Annotated in this window: 12 protein-coding genes; all 12 read left to right on the top strand. The window is 71.0% G+C overall.

What is annotated here, in order from left to right; all coding sequences use genetic code 11:
* Window positions 1-46: 46 nt before the first annotated feature.
* The 12 genes from RB608_RS26465 to RB608_RS26410 are packed head-to-tail and all read left to right on the top strand — an operon-like array spanning window position 47 to window position 14104.
* Window positions 47-1057, top strand: coding sequence for an ABC transporter permease (locus RB608_RS26465; RefSeq protein WP_308091090.1), 1011 nt, complete (start codon window positions 47-49; stop codon window positions 1055-1057).
* A gap of 8 nt (window positions 1058-1065) precedes the next feature.
* Window positions 1066-1923: an ABC transporter permease gene (locus RB608_RS26460; RefSeq protein WP_308091089.1), complete on the top strand. Its 858-nt coding sequence runs from the start codon at window positions 1066-1068 to the stop codon at window positions 1921-1923.
* On the top strand, window positions 1920-3560 hold the full coding sequence (locus tag RB608_RS26455; protein WP_308091088.1) for an ABC transporter ATP-binding protein: 1641 nt from the start codon (window positions 1920-1922) through the stop codon (window positions 3558-3560). Before RB608_RS26460 ends, RB608_RS26455 begins: the two co-directional genes overlap by 4 nt.
* Window positions 3557-5617, top strand: a complete 2061-nt coding sequence (locus RB608_RS26450) for a hydantoinase/oxoprolinase family protein (protein WP_308091087.1) — start codon at window positions 3557-3559, stop codon at window positions 5615-5617. Before RB608_RS26455 ends, RB608_RS26450 begins: the two co-directional genes overlap by 4 nt.
* A complete protein-coding gene (locus RB608_RS26445) occupies window positions 5614-7299 on the top strand; it encodes a hydantoinase B/oxoprolinase family protein (protein ID WP_308091086.1) in 1686 nt (561 codons plus the stop codon). The genes RB608_RS26450 and RB608_RS26445 overlap by 4 nt, the downstream gene beginning before the upstream one ends.
* Window positions 7296-8966, top strand: coding sequence for a hydantoinase B/oxoprolinase family protein (locus RB608_RS26440; RefSeq protein WP_308091085.1), 1671 nt, complete (start codon window positions 7296-7298; stop codon window positions 8964-8966). The genes RB608_RS26445 and RB608_RS26440 overlap by 4 nt, the downstream gene beginning before the upstream one ends.
* Complete coding sequence (locus RB608_RS26435) at window positions 8959-10236, top strand: amidohydrolase family protein (RefSeq protein ID WP_308091084.1); 1278 nt, start codon at window positions 8959-8961, stop codon at window positions 10234-10236. The genes RB608_RS26440 and RB608_RS26435 overlap by 8 nt, the downstream gene beginning before the upstream one ends.
* Window positions 10233-10706, top strand: coding sequence for a DUF4440 domain-containing protein (locus RB608_RS26430; protein WP_308091083.1), 474 nt, complete (start codon window positions 10233-10235; stop codon window positions 10704-10706). Before RB608_RS26435 ends, RB608_RS26430 begins: the two co-directional genes overlap by 4 nt.
* Window positions 10703-11701 carry an NADPH:quinone oxidoreductase family protein gene (locus RB608_RS26425; RefSeq protein WP_308091082.1) on the top strand — a complete coding sequence of 333 codons (999 nt, stop codon included), beginning with the start codon at window positions 10703-10705 and terminating at the stop codon, window positions 11699-11701. Before RB608_RS26430 ends, RB608_RS26425 begins: the two co-directional genes overlap by 4 nt.
* Window positions 11698-12057 carry a TIGR04076 family protein gene (locus RB608_RS26420; RefSeq protein WP_308091081.1) on the top strand — a complete coding sequence of 120 codons (360 nt, stop codon included), beginning with the start codon at window positions 11698-11700 and terminating at the stop codon, window positions 12055-12057. The genes RB608_RS26425 and RB608_RS26420 overlap by 4 nt, the downstream gene beginning before the upstream one ends.
* Entirely contained in the window at window positions 12054-13067 is a 1014-nt protein-coding gene (locus RB608_RS26415; protein ID WP_308091080.1) for an LLM class flavin-dependent oxidoreductase, read from the top strand. Before RB608_RS26420 ends, RB608_RS26415 begins: the two co-directional genes overlap by 4 nt.
* A complete protein-coding gene (locus tag RB608_RS26410; protein WP_308091079.1) occupies window positions 13064-14104 on the top strand; it encodes an alpha/beta hydrolase in 1041 nt (346 codons plus the stop codon). Before RB608_RS26415 ends, RB608_RS26410 begins: the two co-directional genes overlap by 4 nt.
* The last annotated feature ends 39 nt before the right edge of the window (window positions 14105-14143 follow it).

Genomic DNA, 14143 nt, shown 5'->3' with positions numbered 1-14143 from the left:
AGCGCCACCAGGGCCCTAGCCGACCCGTGAGACCCCGCGAGGAACCATGAGAATCGTCCGCTATCTCGGGTTGCGTCTGGCGCTTCTCGTCCCGACCCTGCTCGGCGTCGTGGTGCTCTCGTTCGTCCTGGTGCGGGTGCTGCCAGGCGATCCGCTCGCTGCGTTCGTCACGCCGTCGACCACGAGCGAGGACATCGAGAAGATCCGCCAGCGTCTCGGCCTCGACGTCTCCATGTGGGAGCAGTTCACGACCTACGTCGGGGGGCTCTTCCGGGGCGACCTCGGCACCTCGATCCAGTCCGGCTCGCCGATCACGACCGAGCTCTCGACCCGGTTCGGGCCCACGATGGAGCTCGTCGTCATCTCGGTCGTCATCTCGCTCCTCCTCGCTCTCGTGCTGGGGGTGTGGTCCGCCCTGCGGGCCAATCGCCCCGAGGACCATGTGATCCGGGTCGGCTCCCTGGTGGGCACTGCACTGCCGGAGTTCTGGCTGGGTCTCATCCTCATCGCGGTCTTCTACAAGACGCTGCACTGGTTCCCGGCGCCCAGCGGCCGGGTCGACCGAGGGGTCGACCTGACGTCGATCACCGGCGCCGAGGGCTTCGACGCGCTCCTCGCCGGCAACCTCACGGCGCTCTCGTCGGCGCTCGCGCATCTCGTCCTGCCCGTCGCGACGATCGTGATCGGCATCAGTGCCTCCCTGATGCGACACGTCCGGGCCAGCGCGATCGAGATCCTCGCCTCGCCGACCTGGCGGACCGCGCAAGCCCACGGCGTCCGACGTGGCGCGCTCCTGCGGGGGTATCTCCTTCGGGGGACAGCGGCCCGGCTCCCCACCCTCGTGGCGATCGTCCTCGGCAACGTCCTCGGCGGCGTCGTCCTCGTCGAGTACGTGTTCTCCTGGCAGGGCATGGGTCAGTGGCTGCTGCGCGGGCTGCTCTACCGCGACTATCCGGTGATCCAGGCAGGCGTGCTGATCAGCGCCGTGGTCTTCGCTGTGGCCTACCTCGTCGCCGACCTCGTGCAGGCACTGCTCGACCCGAGGGTGAAGCTCTGATGTCCCTCATGACGACATGGCGCGCGTCACGCGCTTCCCGGGCGCAGGGCACCATGGCTCCCGGGGTCCTCACCTGGACCGGAGCCGTGCTCGTCGCGGCCGTCGCGATCCTGGCGCTGGCAGCCCCCCTCCTGACCAGCTGGGGGCCCGAGGACATCGACCCGACCGCGATCCGGCAAGGGCCGAGCTCGGAGCACCTGCTCGGCACGGACCTCAACGGCATGGACGTGTGGAGCCGGCTGCTCCACGCGGCGCGGATCGACCTCGGCCTCGCCATCATCTCGGTCGCCGTGGCGGTGGCCGTCGGTGCGGCGATCGGCGCACTCACGGGATACGTCGGCGGATGGCTCGACGCGCTCGTCATGCGCATCCTCGAGATCACCCAGTCGTTCCCCACCTTCATCCTCGCCCTCGCCGTGGCGGTGGTGCTCGGACCGGGCGCGGTGAACCTCGGCATCGTCGTCGCGACGGTCGCCGTGCCCTCCTATGCGCGCCTGGTGCGGACGGAGGTGCGAACCGTACGCGAGCTCGGGTACGTCGACGCGGCGAGAACCTCGGGAATCTCCAACCTCGCGGTGCTGTGGCGGCACGTGCTGCCGAACAGCCTCACCGCCGTCCGGGTGGTCGCCCCGCTCAACGTCGGGTGGGCGATGCTGGCGCTCGCCGGGCTGTCGTTCCTCGGCTTCGGCGTCCCCGTGCCGCAGCCCGAGTGGGGCGTGATGATCAGCGAGGGCACCAGCGACATCGTGGCGGGCCGTTGGTGGACCACGGTCCCGCCCGGTCTCGCCCTCGTGATCTGTGTGCTCGGCTTCAGCCTGCTCGGTGAGGGGCTGCAGGAGCGCGAGACCCGGAGGAGGAGCCGATGAGTGCCGGACCGCTGCTCGACGTCCGCGGCCTCGACGTGAGGATCCCGGTCCGCGACGGGACCGTCCACGCGCTGCGCGGTGTCGACCTCCGCGTCGAGCCGGGCGAGGTCGTCGGCCTCGTCGGCGAGAGCGGCGGTGGCAAGAGCATGCTCGCGAGCGCGGTGATCGGCATGCTCCCCGCGAACGCGGTCACGCAGGGCGAGGTGCTCTTCCGCGGTGCGGACGTCCTCACGATGACGCGCGAGGAGCTCCTCCACCACCGCGGCCACGGCGCGGCCATGTGCTTCCAGCACGCACGGGCGGCGCTCGAGCCGATGCGCCAGGTCCGCAAGCAGCTGGCCGACCGGCTACGAGCCCATCGCCACCTCGGTGGACAGGGCGTCCATGACGAGAGCCGCCGGCTCCTCACCGAGGTCGGGATCACCGACCTCGACCGGGTGCTCGCCGCGTTCCCGCACGAGCTGTCGGGCGGGATGGCGCAGCGCGTGATGATCGCGCTCGCGCTCGCCTGCGCGCCCGGCCTGTTGCTCGCCGACGAGCCCACCACCGGGCTCGACGTGACCCTCACCGCAGATGTCCTCGGCCTCCTGCGCCGGCTGGCCACCGAGGAAGGGCGCGGTGTGCTGCTCATCAGCCACGACATCGCCGCGGCCGCGCTCGTGTGCGACCGGATCGTCGTCCTGCGTGCGGGCGAAGTCGTCGAGATGGGGCCGACGCGGCAGGTCATCGACACTCCCCGCGACGACTACACCCGGGAGCTGCTCGCCGCGGTCCCGGACATCGACCGGCCGCTGCCGCCGGTCGACCACCGCTCGACGGCGGCTGCGCCGGTCGTGACGCTGCAGGACGTGCACGTGCACTACCGGGCCAGGTTCGGACGGACCGGACACCACGCCCTGCGCGGCGTCAGCTTGGAGGTCCACGCCGGAACGACGGTCGGCATCGTCGGCGAGAGCGGCTCCGGGAAGACGACACTCGCGCGGATGCTCCTCGGGCTGGTCGCGCCGAGCGCGGGACGAGCCAGCGTGGCCGGGACGGACCTGAGCCGGCTCGACCGCGCCTCCCGCCGCCGGCTCAGCCGGTCGGTCCAGATGGTCTTCCAGGACCCGCTGGGCGCGCTGGACCCCCGGCGCACGGTCCTGGACGCGATCACCGAGCCGTTGATTCCCCTCGGTCTGAGCAACGCCGAGCGCCAGGAGCGGGCGACCGCGGTGCTGCGGCGCACCGGACTCGACGACCGGTTCCTGAGCCGTTACCCCCACCAGCTGTCAGGCGGACAGGCGCAGCGGGTGGGCATCGCTCGCGCGTTGGTCGCCGATCCCGATCTGCTGGTGTTCGACGAGCCGACGTCCGCCCTCGACGTGACGGTGCAGGCGCAGATCCTCGACCTGATCCGAGACCTCGCTGCCGACACCGCGCGAGCGCAGGTGTTCGTCTCCCACGACCTGGCGACAGTCCGCTCGTTCTGTGACCGGGTGGTCGTCGTCTACCTCGGCGAGATCGTCGAGGAGGGCACCGTCGCCGAGGTCTTCGAGAGCCCGAGGCACGCGTACACGAAGTCGTTGCTCGCCGCAGCCCCCCGTCTCGGAGGGCGGCTCGTCGACAACCCCACCGCACGAGAGGAAACCACATCGTGACCGCACGCCCCTACCATCTCGCCGTCGACATCGGCGGGACCTTCGTCGACGCCATGGAGCTCGACCAGCGCACGGGAGTCGTCCGGTTCCGCAAGGCGTCGACCACACCCGCAGCACCCTGGGAGGGTGTGCTGGCCGCGGTGGAGGCACTCGGCACCGACCTCGCCGAGGCGGAGGTCTTCATCCACGGCACGACCCTCGGGCTGAACGCCGTGCTCGAGCGCCGAGGGGGCGCGACCGGGATCATCACGAACGCGGGGCTGCGTGACATCTTCCTCATCGGACGCGGCAATCTGCCCGACGAGCAGATGTACAACTTCCAGTACGAGCGGCCTCCGTCGCTCGTGCAGCGCCGGCACACCGCCGGAGTCCGTGGTCGCCTGGACCACCACGGCGAGGTGCTGGAGCCGCTCGACGAGGACGACCTGCGGGACGTCGCCCGGCAGCTCGTCGAGGAGCAGGGCGTCATCTCGGTGGCGGTGTGCTTCCTCCACTCCTACCTCAACCCCGAGTCCGAGCAACGCGCCGCCGAGCTCCTCCGCTCGTGGTACCCCGAGCTGAAGGTGTCGGTGTCGACGGATGTGGTCCGCGAGTATCGCGAGTACGAGCGGACCTCGACGACTGTCCTCGAGGCCTACATCCGGCCGATCTTCGAGCGGTACGTCGACGAGCTCGAGCGTGGCCTCGCGGACCGCGACTTCGCTGGCCGGTTCCTGATCATGCGGTCCGGTGGTGGTTCGATGACCTCCGATGCCGCCAAGCACTCACCGACGCCCACCGTGCTCTCGGGGCCGGCCGGCGGCATCGTGGGCGGCAGCTACATCGCCGAGGTGCTCGGCCGCGACAATCTGCTGACCTTCGACATCGGTGGCACCTCGCTCGACGCCTGCGTGATCGAGCAGGGAACCGCGGTCATCACTCACGAGGCAGAGCTCGAGCACTACCCGCTCCTGATGCCGACCTACGACATCCGGACGATCGGCGCCGGCGGCGGCTCGATCGCCACGATCGAGCGCGGTCTGCTCAAGGTCGGTCCGAGAAGCGCCGGTGCCCAGCCGGGCCCGGTGTGCTACGGACGCGGCGGCACCGAGCCCACGGTCACCGACGCCGCTGTCGTGCTCGGCTACGTCGACCCCGACAGCTTCCTGTCCGGGCGGATGCGGCTCCACGACAAGGAGGCGCTGACAGCGGTCACCGAGCAGATCGCCGGACCGCTCGGGTTGACGCCGCGGGAAGCAGCCGCGGGGATCTTCGACGTGATGCTCGCGAAGACGGTCGGTGCCGTCCGGCAGATCACCGTCGAGCGCGGCCACGACCCGAAGGCGTTCTCGCTGCTCGCCTTCGGCGGTGCCGGACCTCTGGTCGCGCCGCTGCTCGCTCGGGAGCTCAATGTGGGCGAGGTCATCGTGCCCTTCGCACCGTCGGGCTTCTCCGCGTGGGGGATGCTCAGCGCCGACGTCGTGACCGACCTGTCCCGCACCAGGATGGAGCTGCTGGACGAAGCGGACCTCGGCGACGTCGCCGCCGAGCTCGACGAGCTCGGCCGGGACGCCTTCCGGTCGCTAGCCGACCAGGGTGTCGATGAGTCGCACATGGCCGTCGAGCGACAGCTCGAGCTGCGCTACCTCGGCCAGGAGCACACGCTGACCCTCTCGATTCACGCCGGTCTCGACGCCAAGACGATCCGGGACGCGTTCAACGAGATGCACCGGGTCCGCTACGGCCACTCCATGGACAACCCGATCCAGATCCTCACCTCGCGGGTGCGTGGGATCGGTCGCACCGAGCGACCCGAGCTGCCCACCTCGCCGGCGGGTGACGGGAACGCTGCTCGGGCGTTGGTCACGACCCGGCGCGCGTTCGACTTCGGCATCCGCGCGGAGGCGGACTTCGCGGTCTTCGACCGCTCCAAGCTCGAGCCGGGCGACCGGTTCCGTGGGCCGGCCCTGGTCGACGAGGGCACCTCGACGACCGTCGTGCACAGCGGCCAGCAGGTGATGGTCGAGGAGCACGGCTACCTGTTGATCACTCCCGACTCGGAAGGGGCGTTCGCATGACCGAGAGGATCGACGGCGCGACAGTCGAGGTCGTCCGCTCCTACCTGCTCTCGGCGGCCGAGGAGATGCGGACGACTCTGCTCCGGACCGCGTTCAACCCGGTGATCTATGAGGTCCACGACTTCGGGATCTCGATCTACGACGAGCATCTGGAGCTGATCGCCGAGGCTCCGGGGCTCACCTCGTTCCTCGGTGCGAACGACTTCTCGATCGTCAAGACCATGGAGTACGTCGGTGCCGAGAACGTGCACCGCGGCGATGTCGTCATGGTGAACCTCCCGTACTGGAGTGCTGCCCACGCCTACGACGCGATGATGTTCTCGCCGGTCTACCTGCCCCGCGCTGAGGACCCGGAGTCCGATGGCCTGCTGCTGGGCTACGTCTCCGTTCGCGCGCACTGGATGGACCTCGGCGCCAAGGACCCCGGCTACGTCCTGGACTCGACCGACGTGCACCAGGAGGGGGTGCTCTTCCCGGGCACGAAGCTGTGGGACCGCGGCGAGCCGGTGACCGCGATGCACGAGCTGATCCGGTTCAACTCGCGGATGCCCGACCTGGTCATCGGTGACCTCCACGCTCAGGTCTCGTGCCTACGCACCGGTGAGCTCAGACTCCGGGAGATCATCCGCAAGTTCGGCAAGGACACGGTCGACGCGGCGGTCGCGACGATCCGCGATCAGAGCGAGGCCCGCACGAGGGAGGCCCTCCTGCAGCTTCCGCAGGGGACCTGGACCGCGGAGGATTGGCTCGACGACGACGGCATCACCGAGGACCCGATCCTGATGAAGGTGACGGTCACGATCGCGAACGGCGAGATGGTCGTCGACTTCGCCGGGTCGTCGCCGGCCGTGCCGGGACCGGTGAACATGCCCTTCGGCGCGACCATCGCCCTCGGCAAGGTGGTGTTGAAGAACCTCACCTCGCCGAACGAGCCGGGCGACGCCGGCTCGTCCCGCCCGCTCACGGTGCTCGCCGAGCCAGGGACCCTGTTCCACGCGGTCTACCCACAGCCGACGTTCACTCTCTGGACGGGGATCGTCGCCCTGGAGCTCATCTACAAGGCGCTGGCCCAGGGGATGCCCGACCGGCTGGCCGCGTCGTCAGGCGGGGACGTGCCGGGCTTCATGATGGTCGGTGACCATCCCGACACCGGTGAGTTCTTCGCGATCAGCAACAACGACGTCGTCGGCCGCGGCGGGTCACCGGACCACGACGGCCTCGACGCCACGATGCACATCTCCGAGTCGATCGTTCGGAACACGCCGATCGAGGTCCTCGAGGCGCGCAGCGGCATGCGGTTCGAGGCGCTCGAGATCCGCACCGACTCCGGGGGCGCCGGCAAGTTTCGCGGCGGCTGCGGCATCCGTCGCGACATCCGGTTCTTCTCGCCGGGTGAGTTCCTGTCGGTGATCAAGAAGACCAAGACGGCTCCCTGGTCGCTCGATGGTGGTCTCGAGCCGGAGCCCAACCAGGTCGTCGTCTTTCCGGGGACCGAACGCGAGCAGGTCGTGAGCACGAAGCGGACGGCGGTGGCACCGGGCGACCTCATCCGGATCATCACCGCCGGCGGCGGCGGGCACGGCGAGCCGCGGCAGCGCGACGCGGAAGCGGTGAGCCGCGATGTCGCGGAGGGCTACGTGTCGGCCGAGGCCGCCCGTGACGTCTACGGGCTCGAGCTGTGACCGTCGCCGTCGACGGCGCGACCGTGGAGGTCGTGCGCTCCTATCTCCTCGCCGTGGCGGACGAGATGCGCACGACGCTGATCCGCACCGCATTCAACCCCGTCATCTACGAGGTCCTCGACTTCGGGATCTCCCTCTACGACGAGCAGGCACGGTTGGTGGCGGAGGCCCCTGGGCTGACCCGGTTCCTGGGTGCGAACGACCACTCGCTGCGCATGGGTCTGGCCTACGTCGGAGAGCAGAACCTCCAGGCCGGCGACGTCGTGATGCTCAACTACCCGTACTGGAATGCCGCCCATACCTACGACGCCACGCTGTTCGCGCCGGTGTTCCCGCCGGACGGCGGTGAGCTGGTCGGTTACGTCTGCGTCCGCGCTCACTGGATGGACCTCGGGGCGAAGGACCGCGGCTACGTCCTGGACTCGACCGACGTGCACCAGGAGGGGTTGCTCTTCCCGGGCACGAAGCTGTGGGACCGTGGCGAGCCGGTGACCGCGATGCATGAGCTGATCCGGTTCAACTCGCGGATGCCCGAGTTGGTCATAGGCGACCTGCACGCCCAGGTCTCCTGCCTCAGGACGGGGGAGCGGCGGCTGCTCGAGGTCGTCGAGAAGTTCGGCAGGGACACCGTCCGGGCCGCCATCGATCGGTTCCTCGACGCCGACGAGCAGGCGTCGCGCGACGCGCTGGCAGCTCTCCCGCACGGCAGCTGGACCGCTGAGGACTGGATGGACGACGACGGCATCAGTGAGGACCCGATCCGGCTCCAGGCGACGGTGACGATCGACGCGGAGGGTTTCCACGTCGACTTCACGGGGTCGTCCCCGATGGTCCCCGGGCCGGTGAACCTCCCCATCGGGGCGACGATCGCCTGCGCCCGGGTCGCCTTCAAGGCGCTCACGACGACGTTCGGCCCGAGCAGCGCCGGCCACTTCCGGCCGTTGACGGTGCACGCGCCCGAGGGGTCGCTGTTCCACGCGGTCTATCCCGCGGCGACCTTCACGCAGTGGACCGGGAACCTCGCGGTCGAGCTCATCTACAAGGCGCTCGCCCTGGGAATGCCCGACCGCGTCGCAGCGTGCTCGGGCGGGGACGTGCCCGGCTTCATGATGGTCGGCGACCATCCCGACACCGGAGAGTTCTTCGCGATCAGCAACAACGACGTGATCGGCTGGGGTGCGTGCCCCGACCACGATGGCGAGAGCGCTGTCAACCACATCTGCCAGACCGTCGCCCGCACGACTCCGCTCGAGGTCCTGGAGGCGCGTAGTGGGATGCGCTTCGAGCGGCTCGAGGTGCGACCCGACTCCGGCGGTGCCGGGAAGTGGCGCGGCGGCTGTGGCATCCGCCGCGAGATCCGGTTCGTCTCCGACGGAGAGTTCCTCTCGGTCGTGAAGCGGACCCGGAGCCGGCCGTGGGCGCTCGACGGCGGTGAGGAGTCGCGGCCCACGCGGGTCGTCGCCTTTCCCGGAACCGACCGCGAGCGGCTCCTGAGCACTCGCCGGGTAGCCGTGCGCACCGGCGACCTGATCGTCCTCGAGACGGGCGGGGGAGCAGGGCACGGTGACCCCCAGTTGCGCGACCCCGGCGCGGTGCGCCGCGATGTGGTCCAGGGATATGTCTCCCCCGAGGCAGCCCGTGAGATCTATGGAGTGAACGATGTCTGACCCCGCTTCCTTCTCCCAGCTGGCCTCCGCCGCCCCTCAGCCCGGGGAGGTCCTGCTCACCGACGCGCAGGTGGTGAACGTCGAGACGGCCACCTCCGCCCCCGGCGCGGTCCTGGTGCGCGACGGAGCCATCGCCGCCGTCGGCACCCGGGACGAGGTCCTGGCCGTCGCGGACGGCGCGGCGGAGATCTCGCTCGGCGGCGCCTATCTGGCGCCCGGCCTGATGAACATGCACACCCACTTCTCGCTCGCGCTTCCCGGCGACTACGGAAAGCAGATCGCGGCCCTCGAGGATGCGGGCCTGGCGCTCTACATGGCCGACGGAGCCCGCCGGACCTTGCACGCCGGGGTGACCACGGTCCGGTGCGTCGCCGAGCGCCGCCACGCGGACTTCGCGCTGCGCAAGGCGATTCAGCGAGGCGAGGTTCTCGGGCCGGACATCTACACCGCCGGCCAGGGCCTGGTGTGCACCGGCGGCCACGGTCACGAGGGGGACGACACCCTCGAGTGCGACGGGGCGGACGGCTTCCGACGCGGCGTACGTACCCAGATCAAGGCCGGAGCGGACCTGATCAAGGTGATGATCTCCGGCGGCATCGCGGGCGAGCACGAGGGGATCGCCACTCCTCAGCTCAGCCAGGACGAGATGGCCGCCGTCATCGAGACCGCCCACGCCTGGGGGCGTAAGGTCACCGCGCACGCCGGGCCGGCCTCGGTCATCGCCCGCGCCGTCGAGCTGGGTCTCGACGGCGTCGAGCATGGCTACGAGCTGACGCCGGAGGTCGCCCGTGCCATGGCCTCTCATGGGACGGCGCTGGTCCCGACCCTCGTCGTGACTCGCTGTGGGGAGTTCTTCGACCAGCTCGGCGTGCCGACGTGGATGCAGCAGCGGTCGCTCGAGGCGGGTCCCCGGCACCTCGAGTCCTTCCGGATGGCGATCGAGGCAGGGGTCGAGATCCTCATCGGCAGCGACATGCCGCCCTTCTGGTTCTACGAGGGCACGACGGCGATCGTGCGAGAGATGGAGCACGTCAGCGAGAACGGGCTCGGTCCCGCGGCCACACTCCGGGCCGGCACCCTGGCCACCGCCGAGTGGCTGAGGGTCGACGATCGCGTGGGAAGCATCGCGGTCGGCAAGCAGGCCGACCTGATCGCCATGGACGCCGACCCTCTCGCCGACACGTCCGCACTGCGTGGCATCAGCTGGGTGATGAAGTCCGGGAAGACGGTTCGCGACGACCGGCTGACGGTCGCAGGAGCAACCCGGTGAGCGCGTCCACGAGCAGGTCTACGAGCAACGTGTCCGACGAGGTGGAGGTGATCGTCAGCGGCATCCGGGACATGTACGACGCGTACCTCGCCCAGGACCGGGTGCGCTTCGACCGCCACCTCGCCGCGGACGCCACGACGTGGGAGAGCCACCTGCCGCGACTGTTCGACCGCCACGAGCTCGACAGCTACCGCGACCGGCGCACGCCGGCTGACCTGCCCGCGATCGATGACCTGCAGGTGACCGTGCACCGGGTCGACGTCTGGGGCGGGGTCGCGGTCGCGCGCTATCTGTTGCATGCCGTGGTCGCGAACCGCACCCCCGAGACCACGAGAATCACCGACGTCCTCACCCGGGACGAGGCCGGCTGGCGCATCGCCCACCACCACGCCGAGGCCCGGCGCGTGCCCGACGAAGCCCGGCCCGACGAGGCCCCGCTGCACCAGGCCCGCAGCGAGGAGTGTCCGTGAACGCCACGTATACCGCGGTCGCGTGCGACCGGTTCGGCCCGCCCGGCGAGGTCCTGGCCACCCGGCGGCTGCCTCGCCGGGTGCTGGGGGCCGGGGAGGCACGACTATGGGTACGGGCAACCGGGCTCAACTTCCTCGACGCGACGCTGTGCCGAGGCGCCTACCCCGTGAAGCCGGCCTTCCCCGCGACGCCCGGCGTCGAGACCGCCGGGACGGTCATCGAGACCGGCGCGGAGGCCGAGTCCTGGCTCGGCCGCGAGGTCGTCGCCTGCCCGACCCTTCCCGACGGTGCCCTCGGTGAGGAGGTCGTCGTACCGGCGGCGCTCCTGGTCGATCGACCGGCGTCGATCCCACCCGAGGTCGCCGCGGCGCTGCCCGTGACCTACCAGACCGCGTGGTGGGCGCTCGAGCGCGCCCGGGTCGGCCCGGGGGACCGCGTCCTCGTGCACGGTGCCGCCGGCGGCGTCGGCTCCGCGACGATCCAGCTCGCCCGGCTGCGCGGTGCCTCGGTCATCGCGACGGCCGGCACTGCCGCCAAGGTCGCGCACTGCCTGGAGCAGGGCGCGGAGGCGGCGTTCGACTCCGGCGACGCGGGTCTTGCCCACGCGATCCTGGACGCAGGCGGGCCGGTCGACATCGTGGTCGACCCGGTCGCCGGGAGACTCTTCGACGTCTCGCTCCAGGTGATCGCCTTCGAGGGCCGCTACGTCGCCGTCGGCCAGGCGGGCGGCTCGGTGACCGTGGACCCGGTGCGGCTGACGCAGGCCAACGCCGACCTGGTCGGGTTGTCCTGGGGATCGACGTACCCGTTCGCGAAGCCGGACGCGGTCCGGGCGGTGTACGGCGAGCTGTTCGCCGACGTCGCGGCCGGCCGCCTCGCCCCGGTGGTGTCGCGGGTGGTGACGCTCGACGAGGCACCCGCCGCCCTCGACGACCTCGAGTCCGGCCGCACGCACGGAAAGATCGTCGTCAGGATGGAGGAGACTGAGTCATGAGCCCGATGCAGGACCCGGTGCAGGGTGAGCCCGAGCACCACGACGACGAGACCGACATGGAGCTCTACGACATTCGTGTGGTCGTCGACCGTATCGAGGGCCGCTCGGTGTGCGGGATGTCGGTCGGCGACTGCTTCGAGGTCGTCAACTCCGCCCATGTGCGGGTGCCGGGCGCGTTCTGCCTCTACGCGCTCTCGGCCGTCCTGCCGCTCATCCCCGCCAAGCAGCGCGCGCTGCCGCCCGGGGACTGGCTCGAGCGGGACCAGTACGTCGCCTGTCCCGACCCGGACGAGCGACTGATCATGCGGATCGAGCGGGGCGAACTGAAGGCGATGCGCTCCTCGGAGCTCACATGAGCCGCGTCGAGATCGGGCTGGGCCTTCAGTGCGACAAGCTGCCCGGCCGCTACGCGCAGCTGGCCAGGACCGCGGAAGAGTACGGGATCGACGTGATCAGCGTGTTCAGCGACCTGCTCTTCCAGCCTCCGATCGGCGCGCTGCTCGAGATCGCCGGCGCGACCGAGAGGGTCCGGCTCGGGGCGGCGTGCTGGAACCCGTTCACCCTGCACCCCTACGAGATCGCCGGTCAGTTCGCGCTCCTCGACCAGGCAAGCGGCGGCCGGGCCTATCTCGGGCTGGCCAAGGGCACCTGGCTCGGCGCGATCGGGGTCGCTCAGCCGCGAGCGGTGGCGCACCTACGTGAGGCGGTCGGCCACATCCGGGCGCTGCTCGCGGGCGACGGCCGCGGGTACGACGGTGAGCTCTACCCACTGCGGCCGGATGTGCGGCTGCGCTATCCCGTTCTGCGGCCCGAGCCACCGCTGCTCCTCGGCAGCTGGGGCCCGTTGGGCATCGCGCTCGCCGGCCGGACGGCCGACGAGCTGAAGCTGGGCGGCACGGCCAACCCCGACCTGGTGCCCGTGGTCCGGGAGCGGCTGGCGGTCGGCGAGACCGCCACGGGCCGCCCGCTCGGCACGGTCCGGCTGTGCTTCGGGGCGGTGACCGTCGTGGACACCGACGGCGCCGCGGCGCGGACGGCGGCGCGGCGCGAGGTCGCGATGTACCTCGACGCCGTCGCCGAGCTGGACCCGACCGTCGAGCTTCCTTCCGGGCTGCTCGCGGGAGTCCGCGACCGTCTGGCCGCGAACGACCACGCGGCGGCAGGGGAGCTGATCCCGGACGACATCCTGGACCGCTTCGCGTTCTCCGGCACTCCCGAGCAGGTGGCCGCCCAGGCGCAGGCGCTCATCGACGCGGGCGTCGACCGGGTCGAGTTCGGCACGCCGCACGGCCTCGCGGACGACAAGGTCGGCATCACGCTGATCGGACGCGAGGTGCTGCCCATGCTGAAGCGTGACCCGTCGTGAGCCCGAGAGTCGCGGTCGTGGTCGGTAGCCGGGCGGCGGTCGACCGGGAGCTCCTGCGTCGCGTGCTCGCCAGGGCCGCGGAGCGCGCAGGCTGGGTGCTGGTCGCCACCGACGCACCGGACACAGCATCGGACGCAGCGCCGGACGCCGTGGTCGAGATCGCCGGATCCGGAGACCCCGTCGGTCAGGTCGCCGGACGGCCGCTGCTGCGCGTCGAGCTCGATGCCTCCGCGCCCGAATTGGACGTCGCGCAGGTGCGCGGCCACGGACTCGACACCCTCTGGTTCCCGGTCTCGGACTGGCTGCGCGGGCTCGCGCGGCCCGCCGACCGCATCCGCTACGGCACCGACCGCGACCAGTGGCTCGACGTACGCCGACCGGCCGGCACGCCGGCGGCGATCGCCGTGCTGGTCCACGGCGGCTTCTACCGCTCGCTCTGGGACGCGACGCTGATGAACGGCATCGCGGCCGACCTCGCCGACCAGGGCTGGCTCGCCGTCAACCTCGAGTACGGCCGTCCCGACCGGGTCGGCTGGGAGGCGACCGTCGCCGACGTACGGGCCGGCTTCGAGGCGGCGCGGCAGCTCGACCCCACACTGCCGGTGGCGCTCTTCGGTCACTCGGCAGGCGGACAGCTCGTGCTCCAGCTCGTCGAGTCGCTCCCCGAGCCGGACCGGTCCGATCCTGCGGTGCTCGCGGTCTCCATGGCCGGGGTCGTCGACCTGCCGGTCGCGCACTCCCGCTTCATGGGGGAGGACGCCGTGCGGCTCGCCCTGGGTGGTGCACCGGACGAGGTCCCCGAGCGGTACGCCGCCGCGTCGCCGGCCGGCTACCGCGCCCGCCGCGCGAGCTGGCTGCTCGTGCAGGGCACCGACGACTCCCTCGACCTCCAGGACATGAACCTCCGACTCAGCCGGGCCGACCACCTCGGCCGGCCGGAGTTGATCGTCGCGGAGGGCGACCACTTCGCTGTCATCGACCCGGCGTCCAGGATCTGGCGCGAGACCGAGCGTCGCGCGAGCGCGCTTCTGCGCTAGCTGAGTGATTCCAAGGGATCTCGCGAGCGAGTCCTCGGG

Origin of the sequence: Nocardioides sp. LHD-245, assembly GCF_030929495.1 — a bacterium.
In the GTDB taxonomy this organism is placed as follows: Bacteria; Actinomycetota; Actinomycetes; order Propionibacteriales; family Nocardioidaceae; genus Nocardioides.
The sequence above is the reverse complement of the archived record's forward strand: the minus strand, read 5'-3'. Positions and strand labels throughout refer to the sequence as shown.